This is a genomic window from Frankia umida (assembly GCF_023242945.1).
GTDB lineage: Bacteria > Actinomycetota > Actinomycetes > Frankiales > Frankiaceae > Frankia > Frankia umida.
On record NZ_JALKFT010000005.1, the window covers coordinates 271,220 to 290,968 of the forward strand.

The following is a 19,749-nucleotide window of genomic DNA, read 5'->3' on the forward strand; positions in this document are numbered from 1 at the left end:
TCCAAAAAATCCGGATAATTAATATTTCGGACATGTCGCGGATCGTGCGCTCGACCGAGGTGCCAGAGCGCTGCTGCGCACCGGCATGGTCGCGCGCGAGGTCAAGCAGGGAGGACCATGGCCGCACACGCGGAGCTGCAGATGAGTACCGCCCTGATCACCGGGGCGTCGTCGGGAATCGGGGCGGCCTTCGCCGAGGCCTACGCGGCGCGGGGAGCACGGCTCGTCCTCGCCGCGCCCGGCGAACCCCGGCTGCGCGAGGTCGCCGAGCGGCTGCGCCGGGAGCACGGCGTCGACGTGCACACCGTCGCCGTCGACCTGGCCGAGGAAAGCGGTCCGGACACGCTGGCGAAGGCCGTCGCCGAGATCGGCCTGGACATCGACATCCTGGTCAACAACGCCGGGTTCGGGAGCCGCGGCCCGTACCACGAGATCGCCGCCGAACGCGATCACCGGCAGGTCATGCTCAACGTGGTCGCGGTGGAGCGGGTCGCCCACCTGTTCCTGCCCGGCATGGTCGCCCGGGGCGGCGGAACCATCATCAACACGTCGTCGACGTCGGGCTTCCAGGCCGTCCCGTACATGGCGGTGTACGGCGGTTCGAAGGCTTTCGTGCTGCACTTCTCGATCGCACTGTGGGCGGAGTACCGCCGCCACGGTGTGCGGGTGCTCGCGTTGTGCCCGGGGCCCACGGACACGGGCTTCTTCGAGGCGCTCGGCTCCCGGATGTCCGCCGGTGGCCGGGTGCGTACCACCGACGAGGTGGTCGCCGCCGCGTTCCGTGCCCTGGATCGAGGGCAGGCCTATGTGATCGACGGACGGCTCAACTACCTCACGTCCAACGCCTCCCGGCTGCTGCCACGCGGGTTCGTCGCCCAGGTCACCGAACGGGTGCTGCGCCGTGGCTCGATGGCGATGGTCCGCTCGGCACGGGCCCCGCGGCCCCGCCGTCTCCTCGGCCGCCGCACCGCCAGCTGAGTCACCCCACCGGTGGGCACCGGCATCCGGGTACCCGCGCACCGTCGCCCGGTCCGCCTCCGGATCGGCGCGCCTCGGCCGCGGGATCGATCACCGTGGCCGAGGCGCCGCCGTCAGGGTCAGCTGTCAGCGGGCAGCGGCTGGGGTGACGGTGCCGGCTGGGGTGACGGTGCCGGCTGGGGTGAGGCCGCCCAGGTCGGCGACGAGTTCGAGGCAGCGGATGCGGTCGGACGGCTCCTGCGTGTTCGTCACCACCATGATCTCGTCAGCTCCGGTGGCGTCGAGCAGCGCGTCCAGGCCGGCGCCGACGGTCAGCGGCGAGCCGACGATGTGCGACGCGGTGAGGTTGTCGGCGGCCGCCCGCTCCTGCGGGGTCCACGGGTGGTCGGCGGCCTCCTGCGGCGACGGGAACGCCACCGGACGCCCACCGCGCAGGCGCAGCATCGCCAGCCGGGCCGAGTTGTGCAGCCACTCGGCCCGCTCGTCGTCGTCGGCGCACAGCACCGCGGCCGCGACGATCGCGTACGGCCGTTCCCGTCCCGGCGACGGCTGGAACGACCGCCGGTACAGCTCCAACGCCGGGATGGTGTTCGCCGAACTGAAATGATGCGCGAACGCGAACGGAAGCCCGAGCATCCCGGCGGCCTGGGCGCTGTAACCGCTGGACCCGAGCAACCAGATCGGCGGCACCGGTGCCTGCGGAAACGCGTACACCCCCCGCATCGGATGCCCCTCGGGGAACTGCCCGCCGGCGAGGAAGGTCGTCAGTTCCGAGAGCTGCTGGGGAAAGTCGTCCACCGCCAGGGGCCCCGCCGTGCGCCGCAGCGCCCGCGCGGTCGCCGGATCCGTGCCCGGCGCCCGCCCGAGGCCCAGATCGATGCGCCCCGGGAACAACGTGCCGAGGGTGCCGAACGCCTCGGCCACCGCCAGCGGCGCGTGGTTGGGCAGCATCACCCCACCCGACCCCACCCGAATGGTGCTGGTCGCCGCCGCGATCTGACCGATCAGAACCGCCGTCGCCGAGCTCGCGATCCCCGGCATCCCATGATGCTCCGCCAGCCAGTACCTGGCGTACCCCAGCCGTTCCGCCTGTCGGGCCAGTTCCAGCGACCCCTGCAACGCCTCGCTCGCCGGCACTCCGGAACCGACCGGAACAAGATCCAGAACTGACAGTGGTACCCGCCGAGTCAAAGACACGCCACGGTGCAACACCGCCCCCGCCGCCTCTCTTCCCGCCCCACCGGCCCGGGCCGGCTCCACCGTCCCACCGCCCCGAAACGTCCATGGGACGAGACGGACATGCTTCGGGCGGGTGGCCGCGGACAGCGGTGGCGCGGGGGTGGCGCGGGGAGCGTCAGTCGATGGCGGTGGAGTTGAGGTACTCCTCGGCGATGCGGTCGAGATCGTCGCAGGGATGGCCAAGGCGGGTGCGGACGCGGCGTCGGCCGACGAGCAGAAGGTCGAGCAGGAAGTCGGGGACGGGGGCGTTCTCGCAGCGGTGGTAACCCATGGTGAACCAGGTGTGCGCCTCGGTCAGGGCGTCGACGTGCTCCAGGGACTCGGCGACAGCCTCGTAGACGCCGGGATCGTTCGAGCGCGCGGACCGCAGCTCCAGCCGCAGCCGCGCGGCCTCCTCGGGCTGGCCGTCGCGCAGCAACGCGTCGTGCAGCCACACCCGGGGGTCGGGCGAACAGTCGCTGCCGTCGGCGACGGCGGCCCGGTAACAGCGGATCGCCTCCGACCAGTCGTCGGCGAGACCCCACTGGCTGCCGGCATCCACGAACAGGGAGGCCCGGGTCACCGGGTCGCTGTGTTCGGTGGTCCGGTCGGCGAGGGCTTCGAGCCTGGTGGCGGCGCCGCGGTGGTCGCTGTCACCGGCGGCCTGGTACACGATCTCTTCGACGTCCTCGTCGGTAATCATGCCCGTCATTGTGGCGGTCGCACGACGCGCCGCAACGGTGCCCCCGCGCCGGTCCGGTGGTACGCATCGGCGCCGGTCCGGCGGGGAAGTAGTCGATCGACCGCCGGCCGCTCCCCTGGCCGGCAGCGGCGGGAGGGCCGGATGGCGGACGAGGGCGCGGACGCGGGTGCGGGTGAGGACGCGGACGGCGGTGCGGTTGAGGGCGCCCGCGGCGACGATGCGGACGTGAGCGCGGACACGGGAGTGGGTGTGGGCGGGCACGAAGGAGGACGTCACGCGGTGGCGTTCGTGCTGGGCGGCGGCGGGGTGCTGGGGGCGAGCGAGGTGGGGATGCTCGCCGCGCTGCTGGACGCGGGTGTCCGCCCGGACCTGGTGGTGGGGACGTCCGTCGGGGCGATCAACGGGGCGGCGATCGCGGCGGAGCCGTCGGCGACGACCATCGGGCAGCTGACGCGGCTGTGGTCGGGGCTGGGAGTGTCGGACGTGTTCACCGGTGGGCCGGCGAAGCGGGTGGCGACGGTGATGCGGCACGGACATCTGCATTCCAACCTGCCGTTGCGGGCCCTGCTGCGCAGCCACCTGCCGGACACGTCGATCGAGGAGCTGCCGGTGCGCTTCCAGTGCGTGGCGGCGAGCATCGAACGGGCGGCGGCGCACTGGTTCGACCGGGGTCCGCTGGTCGAGGCGGTGCTGGCATCCTGTGCCGTTCCGGCGCTGCTGCCACCGGTGCGCATCGGCGACGAGCATTTCATCGACGGCGGCATCGTCGATTCGAACCCGGTGGGACGGGCGGTGGAACTCGGCGCGCGGACGGTCTACGTCCTGCATGTGGGACGGATCGAACGGCCGCTGCGACCGCCGCGATGGCCGTGGGAGGCGGGTCTGGTCGCGTTCGAGATCGCGCGGCGCCGTGGGTTCACCGAGGCGATGGCCCGGCTGCCGGCCGGGGTGGCCGTGCACGTCCTGCCGGTGGGTGAGGATCGGAGCGCGCCGCTGGTGCCGCTGCGTTATCGCTCGACGGGTGGGCTGGTCCGGCGGATTCGGCAGGCGGAACAGGCGACCGCGGCCTACCTCGAGGATGCCGCCGCCGGCCGGGTGCGCCCGGTCGACGTCGGCTGACGGGGCGCCGGCCGTGGATGTTCCGCCGTGGGCGGTCCGCCGGTTCGTGATCGATCCGGTGTTCGTGCCGGTCGCGGCGGCGGGGGCGCTGCTCGCCCTCGGTGTCGCCGGGCTCGGGCTGGTGGTCGCGCCGCTGCTGGACCGCCGGCTGCGGGTGGCCCGGGTCGCGACGCTGGTCGCGCTCTACCTGGCGATGGAGGCCGTCGTCCTGGTCAGTGCCGGGGTGCTGTGGCTGGCGCGGCCGGCGCTGGGACGGGACCGCTACGAGCGGGCGCATGTGCTCGTGCTGCGCCGCGGGGTGGGTCTGCTCGTCGGGGCGGCCCGCCGACTCGTCCGGCTCGAACTGGAGATCCACGAGCCGCCGCGCGGTCCGGTCCCGGACGGCCCGGTGCTGGTGCTCGGCCGCCATGCCGGGCCGGGGGACTCGTTCGTGCTCGTTCACCTGTTGCTCAGCCGCCACCAGCTGCTGCCCCGGGTGGTGCTGTTGGACTCGTTGCAGATGGACCCGGCGATCGACCTGCTGCTCAACCGGCTCGGCGCGTGCTTCCTGCGCAACGACGGCTCGCAGCAGGACGCCGCCCAGCGCATCGGCGCCCTGGCCGGACGGCTACGTCGCGGCGAGGCGCTGGTGATCTTCCCGGAAGGGGCGAACTTCACCCCGGGACGCCGACGGCGGCTGATCGCCCGGCTGCGGGCCCGCGGCCAGTGGGAACGCGCCGCGGTCGCCGAGGATCTCGACGCGGTCCTGCCGCCGCGACCGGCCGGGGTGCTCGCCGCCCTCGCGGCCGGCACGGTCGCCGCCACGATGATCGTGGCGCATGCCGGGCTGGACGAGCTCGCCACCCCCGCCGACGTGTGGCGGGCGGTGCCCTTCGGCGCACCCCTGGTGCTGCGCTGGTGGTGGGTGCCGGCGGCCGAGATCCCGCCGTCGGCGACCGGACGCACCCAGTGGCTGACCATGCACTGGGCGGTGGTCAACGCCTGGATCGACACCCAGCGTGCCACCGGAGGGCCGGCCGAGCCTGCCGAGCGGCCTGCCGAGCGGGTCGAGCCGGGTGAGCCGGAGGTCAGGAACGTCGGGCCATCTTGATGGTCTTCTCGAGTTCGGTGCGGTCGACCTCGGCGACCCGGCCGTTGGTCGGAACGGTGGGGATGTGCCCGCCGCCGAGGACCAGGTCGGTGGTGTGCCGCAGCCCCATGTCCTTCTGCTCGACGTCCAGGATGGCCTCTTCGACCCGGTAGAGCTTCTCGATCTTGGCGACCTTCGCCTCGACCTGCGCGGCGACGATGCGCAGCCGGCGTTCGGCCTTGGCCAGGCGCCGTTCGAGACGGCGGTCGACCAGGTTCGGCATCGGCTCGTCGCGCTCGGTCGGGTCGTGCAGGTAGAGCTCGACGGCGACGGCGACCAGCGGGATCAGCGCCTGGAACAGGATGACCGCACCGCCGGTGGTCTCCCCGGCGGTGCCCTGGCTGCGCACCAGCACACCGGCGACCGACAGCAGCAGGAAGATCGCGGCGGTCAGGCTCAGTGCCAGCGCGGACGAGCGGGACTCGACGAGCTGCTCGCGGACGTCCGGGTCCATCTTGAGCCGTCCGGCGTCGGCGTCGGCGAGCATCTGCTTCTGCGCCCGAGCCAGGATGGACGCCTTGATGCCGTGTGCGAGCGCCACACCGGCGATGAACACCGCGACCCCGAGCAGGCCACCGAGCCACCACTCCGGCCCGTAGCCACCGACGTCCGCGAGCACCGCGTACGACTGGGCGAAGACGTAGAAGTCCAGGGCGGCCAGCACGCTCAGGACGACCTTGCGGGCGGCCTCGGCCAGGGCCATCTGCGGGATGCGCTCCTGGACGCCGACGCTGCGCCACAACCGGCCCTGCTCGACCTTGTTCTTGATCAGTTCGCTGCGGCGCTCCCGGCGTTCGGCCCGGGAGTCGATCTCCATCCGCAGCTCGGCGATCAGCTCCTCCAGCGTGCGGCCGTCGGAGCGCACGGAGGCACGGACCTCCTGGACCTCGGCCTCCTCGAGGCTTTTGAGCACCTTGGGCCGGGTCTCCGCGCCGGCGAGCGCGACGTCGGCATCTCCGACGCGGCGGATGAGCTGCTTGGCCAGACGTCCTGGCTGGTTTCCCCTGCGCAGCACCGTTTCAGGCTCCTGTTTCCGTCATGAGTGGCATCCGCGCGGGCATCAGTCGATCGGGCGGGCGAAGGTGCCGCCGACGAAGCAGAGCATCGCGCAGACGATGCCCAGGACCGAGGCGACCATGGCCTCCCGGGCGCCCTGCTGCTCGTCCCCGGAGAACACCATGGTCAGCACCAGGGTGCCGACGCCGACGACGGCGCCGACCACGCCGAGCAGGAACCGGCGCTGGATGGTCTCCCGCGGCGGCAGCTGGGACAGCGCGTCGATCGGGGCGATCCGGCCGGCACGGGCCTGGTTACCGACGCGGCGGCGGATGTCGCGCAGTCGGAAGGTGTTGCCGGCGATGAAGAAGCTCACCGCGGTCACGATCATCGAGCCGGTCACCGACACGCGTGCGAACGGCGAGGACAGGGTGAGCCACACCCACAGCTCCAACACCGCCAACAGCCCCAGGCAGGTGAGGATGACCACGGTCGAGCGCATGAGCGCGGGGCTGAAGTGCTGGTCCTCCGGTTCGTGCAGGATGCCCATCGGTCGCCTCCTCGGCTTGGGTCCCACCCGGCCCGGAACGGACCTCGACGGTGGGGGTACAGCGGGTGATGCGATCGAGGCATCCGTCGGGTAGGGGTTGTCCTCGGGCGGCGGTCCTGCGGAGGCGGGGGGCAGTGGGCTAGTCACAGTCACTGCTGATCCGTCGGCACAGCTCACCCTTGAGGTAGCGGGCGAGCTCCTGCTGCGGGCGGTCCGCGCTGCCCTCGTTGACGCCGATGAAGCGGACCCTGGTCGCCCCGGCCGAGCGGATCTGCCCGGTCTCGAAGCACCGTTTCACCACAGCCTCGGCGATGGTGACCGACGCGGTCTTGCCGTCGACGTTCAGGCAGTCGGCCTGCCCGCCGGTGCCGAGCAGATCGGACCAGACCAGCGCGGTCACCGCGGTCGCCTTCACCCCGGGAGTGGCGCGCACCGTGGCGACCTCGTCGTTGATACCGGCGAGCAGCGGCGTGGCGCTGCCGGTCGGGCCGACCTTCGTGGACTGGACGACCTGGCTGATCTCGGTGCCGAGCGCCTTCGAGGCGGCGGCACGGTCCTTCTCCTCCCGGGCGCTGTTGCGCCGTTTGACCTGGAACATCTGATCGCCGTGGAAGCAGTCGGAGTAGATCATCGGGCCGCCGGCGGTGGCGACGAGACGGATGTAGGAGCCGTCGCGCAGCGCCGCGTCCAGGTAGGGCTGGACACGGCTGGCCACCCGGGTCGCGGTGGCCGCCGAGTTGTCGGTGACATCCAGCAGCACCAGCAGCAGCGGCGCCCCGTCCTTGGGGGTCTTCTCCTGGTAGATCTTGCAGTCCGGCGGCCCGGACGCCTTCGCCGTGCCCAGCAGGCCGCCCGGATCGCAGGCGGTCAACGCGGGCACGGCCAGCAGCGACACCGCGATCAGGGGTGCGAGCCGGCGGACCAGAGCGGCCCCGCGCGGTGGCCACAGGGCCCTGCGCAGGGACAGGCGGTGCGTCATCGAAGCACGATCTCCACTCGGCGTCGGCTCGCATCGGGGACGCCGTCCCGCGCGCCCTGCTCGCCCCGGCCCTCGACGTCCAGCACTGAGCTGGGAATGTTCTGTGTGGCCAGCCACGCCTCAACCGCCTTGGCACGGTCGAGGGACAGTTCCTGGTTGTCCTCGGTACGGCCGAGGCCGTCGCTGTAGCCGATCACCGATATCCGGCCGGGATGCTCACGCACCGCGGGCAGGATCTGCTCCAGTGCCGTCACCGCCTGTGGCATCAGCGTGCTGCTGTTCGAGTCGAACAGGTAATCGGAACTGACCGTCGTCACCTGGCTTCCGTCTGGCTGGGTGACGAACTTGCTCAGCGGTGGCAACGGGTCGGCGGCGACCGCCGGGACGGACCGGGTCGCGTGCGGGGCCGCGACGAACGACGCCCCACCACTGCCTGATCCACATCCGGTGGCGGCCAGCCCCACCGTCAGTGCGAGCGCGACACCCACACACATTCGGGCACCCGAAGTCGGGCATGGGCGGACAGCCGGACTGCCGCGCCTGAGCGTGGCATCTCCGGGTGCGCAGTGAGCGTGGTCCACGGTCTGCCCCCAACGGCGAATGCGGGGCTTACCATAACGGGGCCGTTCGGGTCAGCTCAGGACACCCGGGGGTGTTGTGCACGTAGTGGGGTGTACTGGTCCTTTGTTGGGGCCCCGGGTCGCCTCGTCACGAATATCGAGGTCGAGGGCACATAGGCGCCACGCTCCGGCCCCCACTGCCCCCAGGTCGCGGTCAGACCCGCCGGCCACTCGGGTTCCAGCAGGTCAACCAGGGTGAGTCCGGCCCCGACGATCTCCCGGACGCGATCACCGACGGTCCGGTGCGTCTCGGTGTAGACGGCCCGGCCGCCCTCGTCGTGCTCGGTGTAGGCCCGGCGGTCGAAATAGCTGTGGTAGATCCGAAGGCCGGTGTCCTCATCCGGTTCGTCCGGCAGACACCACACGAACGGGTGGGTCGTGGAGAACACCCAGCGCCCACCGGGACGCAGCACCCGGGCCACCTCGCGCATCAACGCGGCCGAATCGGCCACGAACGGGACGGCCCCGAACGCCGAGCAGGCCAGGTCGACGCTTTCGTCGGCCAACGGCAGCGCCACCGCGTCGCCCTGCACCAGCGGCACCTCGATGCCGGTGCGTGCCCCGAGCGCGCGGGCCTGGGCCAGCTGGCCGGCGGACAGGTCCATCCCGACCACCCGCGCCCCCTGGGTCCGCAGCCAGCGGGCGCACTGCGCGCCGCCGCAGCCGATCTCGAGCACGGTCCGTCCGGCCACGTCGCCGAGCAGACGCAGCTCGGACTCACGCAGCCCCTCCGGGCTCCAGCAGAAGTCGCTGTCGCCCAGGAACTCGCCGTGTTCGGCCTGGTAGTCGGCCGCGGTGTCGTCCCAGTAGATCCGGCTGGCGTGGCGAGCGGTGTCGGCGTCGATGTCGACGTAGCCGTAGGCCGGCGGGTTGCTCACAGGGTGCCCTCATGGTTGACAGCGGTACCGATCACGGCCCGGTCCTCGGCGACGGTGATCGGGGTGTAGACGACGGGAAGGCCGGTCTGCCGGTCGACGAGCCGGCCACGCCGGCTCTCCCCGACCAGCCGGGCCCGGCCCTCCAGCGAACGCAGGCTCACCTCACGGTCCGCCGGGCCGAACGGGCCCGTCCCGGCCAGACCGGCCTGGGTGGGGTTCTCGGTGGCGTAGACCCGCACGACGGTGCCCGGCACGGTCGTCCAGCGCAGCACCGTGCCGCCGAGGGTGGCGCGGGCCTCCAGGTCCAGCACCGCCCGTGGCCGGGCGACCGCGCGGATCACGACCTGGCTGGCATCCACCGGGGCCAGCGCGTCCGACCCGTCGGGCCCGACGACCCACACCCGGTAGCGGTAGACCGCACCCGGGGAGACGTCCGCGTCCACGAAGTGCCCGCAGACCCCCCGAAAACGCCGTTTGGCGCCCGACAGCGCCGACGACTCGGCGAACGTCCGCTCGATGACCACCTCGTCATGATCGGGCATCGGTCGCCACGACAGCTCCACCGCATCCCCCGACATGGTCGCCCGCAGCACCGTCACCGCCGGCGCCAGCACCCGCGACGGCGTCCGCGCCGCCGTCGAACGCAGCCGCCCGGACGCCCCCGCCAGCACCGCGACCACCTCGTGCCAGTACTCCACCCCGCGCGGCACCCCGGCATCCGAGAGCTCGGTGGCGGCCGTGATCCCCAGCCCGCGCTCGCGCCGGCCCCCCGGCGCGGACACGTCGGCGAGCACCCGGGACACGCGGTAGGACACCCCCGGGGTGACCGAGGGCTCCCAGCGCAGCAGCACCGCGCCGTCCTGCGCCACCCCGATCAGATCCGTCGGCGCCGCCGGCACGCCCGCGGCGGCCCCGCCCGCGTCGCCCGGCTGGTTCGCCTGCTCGCCCTGGTGGGCGGCACCCGGGTCGGCGGGGCCCTCCGGTTGGGCTGGGCTGGCTGACCCGGCTGGGCTGGCTGGTTCGTCCGGTTCGGAGCCCGGGTCGCTCTGGTAGGCCGACCGTGTCGGCGGAATGCCCCGGGTGCTCGGTGCCAGCCGGGTCGGATCGCCCTCCCGCAGGTGTGCGCCGGTGGGGTGTGCGCCGGTGGGGTGGGAGCCGGTGGGGTGGGAGCCGGTGGCGCCGAAGGGGCGGGTGTCCGTCCAGGGGCGCTGAGCGGCGGCCAGCAGCAGGTCACGGGCCCGCCGGGGGGTGATCCGTCGCTGCGGATCCTTCTCCAGCAGGCCGTCGAGCACCTCGGCCAGCGGGCCGGCGTGCGGCGCCGGTGCCGGCGGGTGCAGCACGATCGCGGCGAGCATCGCGCCGAAACTGTCCCGTTCGAACGGGGGCCGCCCCTCGACGGCGAAGTACAGCGTGCCACCGAGGCTGAACAGGTCGGCGTCGAAGGTCGCGGGGAAGTTGTTGAGCCGCTCCGGCGCCATGTAGAGCGGGGTGCCGAGCACTCCGGTGACGGTCAGGGTGGGATCGCCGTCGCCGGTGGCGATGCCGAAGTCGGTCAGCACGGTCCGACCGTCCGTCCCGATCAGCACATTGGACGGTTTCACGTCCCGATGGACGATGCCATGGTCACGCGCGGCGACCAGCGCGTCCAGCACGGCGAGCCCGACCCGGGCGACCTGCGCGGGCGGCAGCGGCCCGTCGTCGCGCACCACCTCGAACAGCGACCGGGACGGCACCAGCTCCATCACGATCCAGGGCAGCCCGTTCTCCAGGACGACGTCCAGGATCGTCACGACATGCGGGTGGCCGCGCAGCTTGGCCGCGTGCCGGGCCTCCCGCATCGCCCGCTCCACCCGGTCGGCGCGCTCCGACCCGGCGACCCCACCCGCGAGTTCGATCTCCTTCAGCGCGGCCTCGGTCTCGAGCACACAGTCGAACGCGCGCCAGACCGTGCCCATCGCGCCCGCACCAAGGCGCGCGAGAAGGCGATATCGACCCGCCACCACGCGGTCGCCTACCGGACCGGCAGCCACGACACCCCCTCGGCTTCGTCCATTCTCGCAGGCCAGCTTTTCAGGTGAGCGGGGAATGTCACGACCTGCGTCCACCCGACCGGTCAGGCAACCACAGATCGACACCGCCGACCCGGTCCGGGGCCTGACCGACCAGCCCCACCAGCAGGGTCCGCAGCTCACCTGTGCGCCGGGCCGGGCCGAGCACCACCGCATCCGGGGACAGATCAGCATAGGCGGCCCGGACCTGCGCCGAGCCTGCCATGCGCGCCCCCGAAACGGTGCCGTTGTCGACGTCGATCAGGGCGGAGGTCAGCGCGTCACTCGGCCCGTGGAACGCCGCGTGGCCCGAGGCGTCCGCGACAGTGCAGTAACAGCCGGGCATGACGAACCGGAAGTCGGCCCGCGCCTGCCACAGCATCGCCTCCGCCTGCTGCGGATGCGGATAGGGCACGACCAGCGTGGTCGCGCCCGCCGGGAGCCGCCGCACGCCGTCCCCGGTGAAGAACGCCGGGGTCCGCGCCGACGTGGTCAGCAGCTGCGCCGGCACGAGCGCCACCAGCGCGGCGACGGTGAGGACGCCCGCGCCCGTCCACGCCAGCACGCCCCGCGGGGACGTCCCCCGCAGGAACCCCGCCCGTGGGGACATCGCCCGCAGCGACAACGGATGCCGATCGGGTGTCCGCGAGCCCCCCGGCCGCCAGGACACCCGCCGAAGCCCCGACCCCCGCCGGGTCGGCAACTGGTCGAGGCCGACCGCGGTGACCGCCGCCGCACACAACATCACATACCCGGCGAACCGGGACGGCAGGGCATTGCGCAGCACCGGCACCCGCTCGCCGAGCAGCCAGGGCAGCCTGATCCCGGTCGCGTGACCACTCACATGCAGATGATCGCCCAGTGACAGCACCGCCATCACGATCCCGACCGGGACGAGGACCCGCACCAGCGGATGCCGCCGCGCCACCACCGCCGCACCGATCGCCAGCAGCACCAGCGGAACGCCCAGATAGCCACCGACCTCCACGGCGTTGCCGGTGAAACGCAGACTGTGCCGCACGGCCGCGTCCGGGCCGAACTCCTGCATCGGCGTCGGGGTGACGAACGTCCACAGGTCACTCACCGCGATGCCGGAGGGCTGGATCGACCCGTGCACGCGGCCGGCGCCGAAGAACTGCACCGACAGCGGCCAGGCGAGCAGCACCCCCGCCGTCACGCCCGCCACCGCGAGCCCCCGCACCGCCGGCCCGATCCGCGCCCGCACCAACCCCCGATGCCACGCACCCAACGCCACCACCCCGACCGTCGCCGCCAGCGCCGACGATGCGAGCACCTCCTCGCCGATCAGCGCCTGCGCGGCGACCGCGAGCCCGAGCAGCACGCCGGTCCGTCCCGGCGACCGCTGCCGCCGCACCCGCCCCTGTCCCTGCCGCTGCAAGTGTGGGTCGGGGACCAGAAGGTCGATCAGCAACAGGGCGAGCAGGGGCGGAAACGGCATGAACGCCAGATGCAGATGCCCGTACGAACTGCCGATCAGGTAGGGCCCGAACCCGTAGAACAGCCCACCGAGGGCCGCCGGCCCCACCCGCACGAACCGACGCAGCAGCCCGTACAGCGCGAGCGCGCTGACGACCGGCGCGAGCGTCAACAGCACTGTCAGGGCGAACACCGGTCCGCCGATCATGGTGATGGGTGTCGCGATCAGCGCGAGCAGCACCACCGGGGTGCTCCACAGCACGTTCGCCCCGTCCGGCGCGTTGATCTGGTGGGTGACGAAGGGATCAAGCCCGTGCGCGACGGCGTACGGCGTCCACCGCAGAAACCACGTGTACAGATAGCCGTCGTTTCCCCCGTAGGTCACCGCACCGGGATGCAGCCAGCCCGCCCGGAAGATCCACCCCGCCAGGACCAGGTACCCGACCCCCACCGCCAGCCAGGCCGGCACCCGCCTGATCCCCCATGGGTGCTGTCGCCGGTCACCATCCGCGGCTGCTCTCGTGCCACCGTGATCAGCGCCGGAGGGCGGCCTGGTATCGGACGGAGTGTCACCGGGTGGATCGACACTGGGCAGGTTGATACCGGAGCTGGTCACGAGACCCCCCTCGCACGTCCCACGATCACGGCGTGGCAATGGGGCGATGGAACAGCCGCCGTGCAGGACATTTCAGACGATAGTTCCAGCCATGGCCCGATCAACACACTTTCCGGCCAGTTGGATGCACAGCGTCATCCAGGAGACGGAGCGTGACTATCCGGCCGGAAGGTGCCACCTGGGTCGTACCCGGGCCGCCCCCGCTCCACGAGGCCTCGCCGCCCCGGCGGAGGCGCACCGGGCGAGGCCGTGTTCCACGGACCCCGCCGATGCGAGGCCGCATCGCGTGTTTCGGTGAACATCGGTCGAGCGAAGGGTGAGCTCAGTGCCCGGGGCCACCGCTGTCGGAGGGGTCGGAGTGAGGTGGCCCGGAGGTCGTGGTGGTGGGCTCGTCGAACCATTCCGCGGTGAGGGCGGCGAAGGTGCGGTAGCGCGCCACCGCGTAGTCGGAGGAGACGACGCCGTGCCTGTCGAAAAGGGCCACGGGATAGCCGCGCTCGGCACGGTAGCCGCGTTCGCCGATGATGATGCGGCCGCCGAGACGGACGACTCCGACCACGCAGGGTAGCGACGTCCAGGTGGGGCGGCGGGCGGCGGCGAGCAGCTCCGGGGTGCGCCAGGCGTACAGGCCGCACAGACAGTGCTCGTCGGGGATGCGCTCGTGCGCGACGGCGGGAGCGTCGGCGCGGGAGGGCTCCTCCGGGTGGGTGGTGGTACGCAGGCAGCGGGCCTCGGTGATGGCATCGGGGCGCCACAGGAGCATGCCGGGCGGAAACGGCGACCAGGGCGTCCAGGCGGGTCGTAGCTGACCGTCACGGTCGACGGCCCACTGCCGCCAGCCGAGCAGGCTCACCCGGGCACCGGCTCCGCCTCGGGCGTAGTGATCGGTGTGGCTGGTGTGGCTGGTGTGGCCGGGATGGTCAACGGTTCGGCGTCGGGAAAGCTCAGTGGCTCGTCCTCGACTATCCGTTCGGGCTTGCCCACGTCACCCATCCGTCCACGGTCGGCGTCGGGCGGCGTTCCGTCAATGGCCGGTTCGCGCCTGTTCGTCCATGTCTGTAGTTGACCGGGAGATGGGCTTCGCTACTACCGAGCCGGACGGACTCGGGTCGGTGAAACCACTGGTCAGAGGGGCAATTCGGGGTGGGGGCAGCGGCCGGGCAGCATGATCGGGTGTTGTTGGCGTCGGCTTGTCAAGGGCGGTGAGGGGGATGTGGGGGCTAGCGAGGTCGTGGTGTTCAATATGACCTTCACATAGCTATAAGAGGTGATTGTGGTGCCGGGATCGTCTGCGGCTGACCAGCTCTCCGTTTCCGTGCCCGCACCGGCGCCCGCGGGCGACGAGGCCGCGGCCAGGGGGGCTGGCGTCGAGGCCGTCGAAGGTGCGGCGGCGTCGGCGCACCAGATCGATCCAGCGGGAGGGGCGCCGGTGGGGGACGACCCCTATGAGGTCGCCGCGCGGCTGCTGTGGGCACGGGCGCTCGGTCGTGCGGGCAACGCCGCGGACCCGGCGGGCGCGCTGGTGGGGATTCTGCGCGACGAACTCGGCCTGGTGGTGCCCGAGCGCGATGTCCGTGCGGTGTCGACCCCGGCGGGGCTCGCGGATCTGCTGGCCGAGCGGCACGGCGACGCCGAACGCCATCCGCGGGTGGTGTCGCTGACCGGGCCGGCGAGCGGGACGCCGCTGTTCTGCTTTCCGGAGGCGGGGGCCCCGGCGATCGCGCTGCTGCCGTTGGCGCGGCACTTCGCCGGGCAGCGGCGCGTCCACGCGTTGCAGGCGCATGGCCTGGAGCGCCGCGGCCTGCCCGACTGGTCGGTGCCCGCGGCGGCGCGCCGGCATGTGGCGGACATCCGGCTGCTCCAGCCGAACGGGCCGTACCTGCTGGTCGGGCATTCGTTCGGCGGTCTGATCGCGCTCGAGACCGCCCGGTTGCTGCGGGCGGCCGGGCATGAGGTGGCGCTGCTGGCGCTGATCGACACCTACCTGCCGGGCACCGCCCGACTCACCCGGTCCGGCGCGATCATCCCGACCAGCCAGCTGGAGGGATGTCATCCCGATCGGCCCGAGGCGGTCCCGGATCACGAGGGGCGCGGGACGCTCGCGGCGGGGGAGGGGCCGGGGCTTGGCCCGCGGGTCGTGGCCGATCGGCTGCGCCAGCTCGTCGAACTGCCGCTGGCCGGGCTGGTCCGCTTCCGCGGCGCCCACCGTTACGAGGCCTTCCACAACCAGGGGCGGGTCCTGACGATGACCTACCGCCCGCGCACGTACGCCGGCCCCACCGCCGTCTGGCTGGCGGACGATCACGACGAGATCGAGGGGTGGCGCGGGGTCCTGACCGGACCGGGCGCGATCCGACGCATCCCCGGCGACCACCGGCTCGCCCTGCGCGAGCCGCTGCTCGGCCAGATCGTCGCGGACCTGCGCGCCGACCTCGCCGCCGCCGAGTCCCCGACCCGGCCGCCCGCGACCCGGCCGGCCGCGACCGGGTCGGGTCCGAGTGCGTCGGCGCCGGTTCGGCCGTCCACGGTCGGGGGCTGAGGGTCCACAACGTTCGCGGTTAGCTGATTCGCGGGCCCCCGCCCAGCGTCACCCTGGGGAAGTGACGCATCTCGCACGTTCGTCCCGCACTATGGAGGGGTGCACCCGGATGCTGTCCCGGATCCGGGCGGATGCATCCAGTCCGGGACGGAGGGCTCATGAAGGTCCGCATCGGGATCGGGTTCGGTGGGTTCGGCGGGGTGGCCCCCGGCGAGTTCGTCGCGCTCGTGGATCGGCTCGAGAAGCTCGAGATCGACTCGTTGTGGCTCTCCGAGCAGCTCTCCCAGCCCGCCGTCGCCCCGTTCGCCGGGCTGGGGTTCGCCCTCGGGCGGACCAGCCGGCTCAAGGTGGGCACGGGGGTGACCATCCTGCCGGGGCGCAACCCGGTGCTGGTCGCCAAGGAACTCGCCTCGCTCGCGAGCCTGGCGCCGCGTCGGGTGCTGCCCGTGTTCGGCCTCGCTCCGGGGCGGGACGCGGACCGTTCGGCCTACCCGGTGCCGGCGGGTCGGCGGGCGGCGGTCTTCGACGAGGCGCTGACCGTGGTGCGGCTGTTGCTGAGCGAACCGCGGGTGACCTTCCACGGCGAGTTCTTCGACCTTGACGAGATCGGTCTCGGGGAGCGGCCCGCGCGGCCACTGGACCTCTGGCTTGGCGGTGCGGCTCCGGCCGCGCTGCGTCGGATCGGCCGGCTCGGGGACGGGTGGTTGGCGAGCCTGGTCAGTCCCGAGCGGGCGGCCGCCGGTATCGCCGAGATCCGGGCGAGCGCGGCGGACGCCGGGCGGCACATCGATGATGATCACTACGGGCTGAGCCTGCGGCTGGCCTTCACCCCGCCGGATGCCGAGACGCTGGCGGCGGTGCGCCGCCGTGACCCGCGGGCCGACCCGGCCCGGCTGCTGCCGGTGGGCTGGGCGGCGGCGCGGGCGGCGATCGCCGAGTACATCGCCGTGGGCGTCACCAAGTTCGTTGTTCATCCGGCCATCGAACCGGGTGGATGGCCCGCCTTCCTGGATTCCTTCGTGGCCGAACTGGCGCCTCTGGAGAACTGACCCGGATCGACCCTGATCCGGGATCAGTCGCTCGCATTACTTAGCGAGCAATATTTTCGAGTCTCCCTGTCTGCGGCGCGGCCGGCATTGTCGTGGTGAGCGTGTGCGGCGGAACGGGCGCGGATCGGCGTCACATCTGCCGCACACGGAAGGTTTCGTGGAGCCTGGCCGGACGATGCATTGACGGCTGGTACGGGACTTCCCGTACCAGCCGTATCGGAACCAGCACCGATGCGACCTGGGGTCCGACGGCGACGTCAGCGTCAGATTTGCCGACAAGGCCACCGACAAGACCGCGGACAAGGCGTGCGGCGGGCGCGCCGGCAGTTCGCACGGGACGGTCGGCGCGGTCGTCCGCACCGTCACGGGCAAAGGTGTGTCCGCATGGCCACCGGCACGGTCGTGGGTGCGGCTGGCCGCACGCGGCGCCGGCCGGACGATCGTGCTACTTCCCTTGTGGCACAGGAGTTTCCGTGATGAAGTGGCGATCATGATCGGGTGGACGAGCCGGCACGTCCGGGCGGTCGCTGGCACATCCGGTGGTGACGGTGCGCGGGGGCGTCCGACCAGGAAGAACAGGAAACAGGAGGAGGGCGCTCGGGGCGTCCTGGTGATGGCTCCGGTGTTGTCACCTGGTCGGGGCGGCACCCCTGAGTGTCAATATGTGGCGAACCCTTCCCCTTTCTCTTCCTGGCCGCCACAATCGGCAGGAACGGTGAATGGTTGCGGGTGCAAACGGCTTGCCGAGCGGGACGGGCCCGGCTGGGCGAGCCGGTAACAGAGGCTGATAGGAGCGGTCGGTAGGAGAGCGGAACCGGGAGTGGGGCGCAGGTGGTCCGCGGTCCGATCCCGGTCGCATCGAGTCCCGAGCGATGATCTGAAGGTGGAGGGGGTACGGACCATGCGTCGTACTTCCGACACCGCAGGGCCCCAGGCGAGATAATCCCGTGCACACCGGCAGGCGTGCGGGTACCGGGAAAGGCAACGCAGGAGGAAACATGGAACGGGTGGAGCACACGACGGCACGGCCTCCGGCGCGCACTGATCGCCATGTGGTGGTCAGCCTGCGGGCCGGCGACGTGGCGGACCTGGCCGATGTGCTGGTCGCCGCCGATCTCGCCGCTCGCCTCGGCGCCCGCCTTGTGATGATCGCGACGATGGAGCGCTGGGCCCGGTGGGCTCGCTGGACGGCCGGCGTGTACTGCGCCTTCGGCGTGGAGACGGTCATGTGCGCGGCGCGGATCGCCGAGCAGGAGGCCCACGACGACTTCGAGGGCCGGCTGCGTTCGCTGCTCGACCTCGTCGGCGTCGAGTGGACGCTGGAGTGGTCCGCCGGCTCCCCGCGGCGTGCCGCCGTCCGCTACACCCGCCGCTTTCCGGACACGACCGTCATCCTGCGCCCCGAACGCCACCGCTGAGCCACCCCGCCGCTCCACCACGTGGCCGCCCGTCGGTGTCACCTGATCCCATCCAGGCGCCCGCTGCGGTACGAACAGCGGTGATGGCACGGGTGCGGCGAGCGTGGGGTGGTGGCGATGCAGACGGTCGACGTGGCGGTCGTGGGAGCCGGGCTTGCGGGTCTGTCCGCCGCGACCCTGCTGGCCGCGCAGGGGCTGTCCGTGGCGGTCTGGGAGGCCGCAGACGACGTGGGCGGCCGGGTGCGCACCGACCAGGTGGACGGGTTCCTGCTCGACCGCGGGTTCCAGGTGCTGCTGCCTGCCTACCCGGAGGTCGCCCGGCAGATCGACCTGCCGGCGCTGCGGGCCCGTCCGTTCGTGCGGGGGCTGCTGGTGCGCGACGGGGTCCGGTCGGTGTCGCTGGGAGATCCCAGTGGTGGCGTGTCGGCGCTGGCCGGTCTGGTGCCAGGACGGGCGCTGCGGGCCGCGGACCTCGCCCGGCTGGCCGCCCTGACCGCGCGGGACCGGTTCACCCGCCCCGCTGACCTGGTCGCCGGCCCCGACCGGTCCACCCGGGCCGACCTGCGGGCCCGCGGGCTGTCCGCGCAGGCCATCGACGGTGTGCTCGCACCGCTGCTGCGCGGCATCTTCCTCGAGGACGACCTGGCCACCTCGGCGCGGTTCTTCCATCTCGTGTGGCGCAGCTTCGCCGCCCGCCCGCCGGTGCTACCGGAGGGGGGCATGGGCGCGCTACCCCAGCAGCTCGCGGCCCGGTTGCAGCCGGGCACGGTGCGCCTGAACTGCCCGGCCGACATCGTGACCCGCACCGGGGTGCGTTCCCGCGACGGCGAGTCGCTGGTCGCGCGGGCGGTCATCGTCGCCACCGACGGGACGACGGCGGCCCGGCTGGTCCCCGGCATCGCCGAGCCCAGCTGGCACGGGGTGACCACCTACTACTTCCGGGCGGACGCCTCCCCGCTGCGGCGCGGGGTCCTTGTCGTCGAGGGGTCCACCGACCCGCGTCGACCGGTGCGCCCGGGCCGGTCCGGCCCGGTGATCAACACGGTGGTGCTCAGCGAGGTGGCGCCGTCCTACGCGCCGAGCGGTGCGGCGCTGATCGCCGCGTCCGTGCTCGGTGTTCCCGACGACGGCGACGCGTCCGTGCCGGGCCCGCCTGCCGACGCGGTGGGCGGGGTGGACGCCGACGAGGCGGCTGTGCGCCGGCATCTGAGCAGCCTGTACGGCACCGACACGGCCGGCTGGACGCTGCTCGCCCGCTACCCGGTGGCCCGGGCCCTGCCCACGCTGACCAGCCCGCACGTGCTGCGCCGGCCGGTGCGCACCCCGTCCGGGGTGTACGTCTGCGGTGATCACCGGGACACGCCGTCCATCCAGGGGGCGCTGTTCTCCGGGCGGCGGGCGGCCGAGGCGGTCCTGACCGACCAGGGTCTGGCGACGACGATGCGGCGGCGAGTTGTCTCGTAGCGCTGAAC

Annotated in this window: 18 protein-coding genes; 7 read left to right on the top strand and 11 right to left on the bottom strand. The window is 72.6% G+C overall.

Annotation, left to right across the window (positions count from 1 at the left end; translation table 11 throughout):
* The first annotated feature begins 141 nt into the window (after positions 1 to 141).
* Positions 142 to 978 (top strand): SDR family NAD(P)-dependent oxidoreductase, encoded by an 837-nt coding sequence (locus MXD59_RS07645; protein ID WP_248824058.1) that lies wholly within the window; start codon positions 142 to 144, stop codon positions 976 to 978.
* A gap of 126 nt (positions 979 to 1,104) precedes the next feature.
* On the opposite strand, the gene MXD59_RS07650 is transcribed toward MXD59_RS07645, so the two are convergent.
* Together MXD59_RS07650 and MXD59_RS07655 are read right to left on the bottom strand one after the other, a co-directional pair.
* Positions 1,105 to 2,175 (bottom strand): LLM class flavin-dependent oxidoreductase, encoded by a 1,071-nt coding sequence (locus MXD59_RS07650; protein WP_248824059.1) that lies wholly within the window; start codon positions 2,173 to 2,175, stop codon positions 1,105 to 1,107.
* Between the two features lie 157 nt (positions 2,176 to 2,332).
* Positions 2,333 to 2,899: a tetratricopeptide repeat protein gene (locus MXD59_RS07655; RefSeq protein WP_248824060.1), complete on the bottom strand. Its 567-nt coding sequence runs from the start codon at positions 2,897 to 2,899 to the stop codon at positions 2,333 to 2,335.
* A gap of 330 nt (positions 2,900 to 3,229) precedes the next feature.
* Here MXD59_RS07655 and MXD59_RS07660 point away from each other — a divergent pair, with 330 nt between their 5' ends.
* Complete coding sequence (locus tag MXD59_RS07660) at positions 3,230 to 4,018, top strand: patatin-like phospholipase family protein (protein WP_372511972.1); 789 nt, start codon at positions 3,230 to 3,232, stop codon at positions 4,016 to 4,018.
* 13 nt (positions 4,019 to 4,031) lie between these two features.
* Complete coding sequence (locus tag MXD59_RS07665; RefSeq protein WP_248824061.1) at positions 4,032 to 5,108, top strand: 1-acyl-sn-glycerol-3-phosphate acyltransferase; 1,077 nt, start codon at positions 4,032 to 4,034, stop codon at positions 5,106 to 5,108.
* Here the strand turns inward: MXD59_RS07665 and MXD59_RS07670 are convergent.
* The 9 genes from MXD59_RS07670 to MXD59_RS07710 form a co-directional block, all read right to left on the bottom strand.
* Entirely contained in the window at positions 5,086 to 6,162 is a 1,077-nt protein-coding gene (locus tag MXD59_RS07670) for a hypothetical protein (protein WP_248824062.1), read from the bottom strand. The two genes, MXD59_RS07665 and MXD59_RS07670, sit on opposite strands and share 23 nt — an antisense overlap.
* A gap of 45 nt (positions 6,163 to 6,207) precedes the next feature.
* Complete coding sequence (locus MXD59_RS07675; RefSeq protein WP_163550140.1) at positions 6,208 to 6,693, bottom strand: hypothetical protein; 486 nt, start codon at positions 6,691 to 6,693, stop codon at positions 6,208 to 6,210.
* A gap of 139 nt (positions 6,694 to 6,832) precedes the next feature.
* Positions 6,833 to 7,672 carry a hypothetical protein gene (locus MXD59_RS07680; protein ID WP_248824063.1) on the bottom strand — a complete coding sequence of 280 codons (840 nt, stop codon included), beginning with the start codon at positions 7,670 to 7,672 and terminating at the stop codon, positions 6,833 to 6,835.
* Positions 7,669 to 8,166 (bottom strand): OmpA family protein, encoded by a 498-nt coding sequence (locus MXD59_RS07685; protein ID WP_248824064.1) that lies wholly within the window; start codon positions 8,164 to 8,166, stop codon positions 7,669 to 7,671. The genes MXD59_RS07680 and MXD59_RS07685 overlap by 4 nt, the downstream gene beginning before the upstream one ends.
* A 143-nt stretch (positions 8,167 to 8,309) precedes the next feature.
* Positions 8,310 to 9,170: a class I SAM-dependent methyltransferase gene (locus MXD59_RS07690; RefSeq protein WP_248824065.1), complete on the bottom strand. Its 861-nt coding sequence runs from the start codon at positions 9,168 to 9,170 to the stop codon at positions 8,310 to 8,312.
* Positions 9,167 to 11,200: a protein kinase domain-containing protein gene (locus tag MXD59_RS07695; protein WP_248824066.1), complete on the bottom strand. Its 2,034-nt coding sequence runs from the start codon at positions 11,198 to 11,200 to the stop codon at positions 9,167 to 9,169. Before MXD59_RS07695 ends, MXD59_RS07690 begins: the two co-directional genes overlap by 4 nt.
* A 58-nt stretch (positions 11,201 to 11,258) precedes the next feature.
* Positions 11,259 to 13,124, bottom strand: coding sequence for a hypothetical protein (locus tag MXD59_RS07700; protein WP_248824067.1), 1,866 nt, complete (start codon positions 13,122 to 13,124; stop codon positions 11,259 to 11,261).
* Between the two features lie 469 nt (positions 13,125 to 13,593).
* The gene (locus MXD59_RS07705) at positions 13,594 to 14,124 is read right to left on the bottom strand and encodes a hypothetical protein (protein ID WP_248824068.1); all 531 of its coding nucleotides are present in this window, start codon (positions 14,122 to 14,124) and stop codon (positions 13,594 to 13,596) included.
* Positions 14,121 to 14,264 (bottom strand): hypothetical protein, encoded by a 144-nt coding sequence (locus MXD59_RS07710; protein WP_248824069.1) that lies wholly within the window; start codon positions 14,262 to 14,264, stop codon positions 14,121 to 14,123. The genes MXD59_RS07705 and MXD59_RS07710 overlap by 4 nt, the downstream gene beginning before the upstream one ends.
* 283 nt (positions 14,265 to 14,547) lie before the next feature.
* Here MXD59_RS07710 and MXD59_RS07715 point away from each other — a divergent pair, with 283 nt between their 5' ends.
* The 4 genes from MXD59_RS07715 to MXD59_RS07730 all read left to right on the top strand — a co-directional run bounded on the left by MXD59_RS07715 (position 14,548) and on the right by MXD59_RS07730 (position 19,741).
* A complete protein-coding gene (locus MXD59_RS07715) occupies positions 14,548 to 15,810 on the top strand; it encodes a thioesterase domain-containing protein (protein WP_248824070.1) in 1,263 nt (420 codons plus the stop codon).
* Positions 15,811 to 15,968: 158 nt separating this feature from the next.
* Entirely contained in the window at positions 15,969 to 16,859 is an 891-nt protein-coding gene (locus MXD59_RS07720; protein WP_248815685.1) for a TIGR03854 family LLM class F420-dependent oxidoreductase, read from the top strand.
* Between the two features lie 998 nt (positions 16,860 to 17,857).
* On the top strand, positions 17,858 to 18,277 hold the full coding sequence (locus MXD59_RS07725; RefSeq protein ID WP_248824071.1) for a hypothetical protein: 420 nt from the start codon (positions 17,858 to 17,860) through the stop codon (positions 18,275 to 18,277).
* A 117-nt stretch (positions 18,278 to 18,394) separates the two neighbouring features.
* The gene (locus MXD59_RS07730; RefSeq protein ID WP_248824088.1) at positions 18,395 to 19,741 is read left to right on the top strand and encodes an NAD(P)/FAD-dependent oxidoreductase; all 1,347 of its coding nucleotides are present in this window, start codon (positions 18,395 to 18,397) and stop codon (positions 19,739 to 19,741) included.
* Positions 19,742 to 19,749 lie beyond the last annotated feature (8 nt).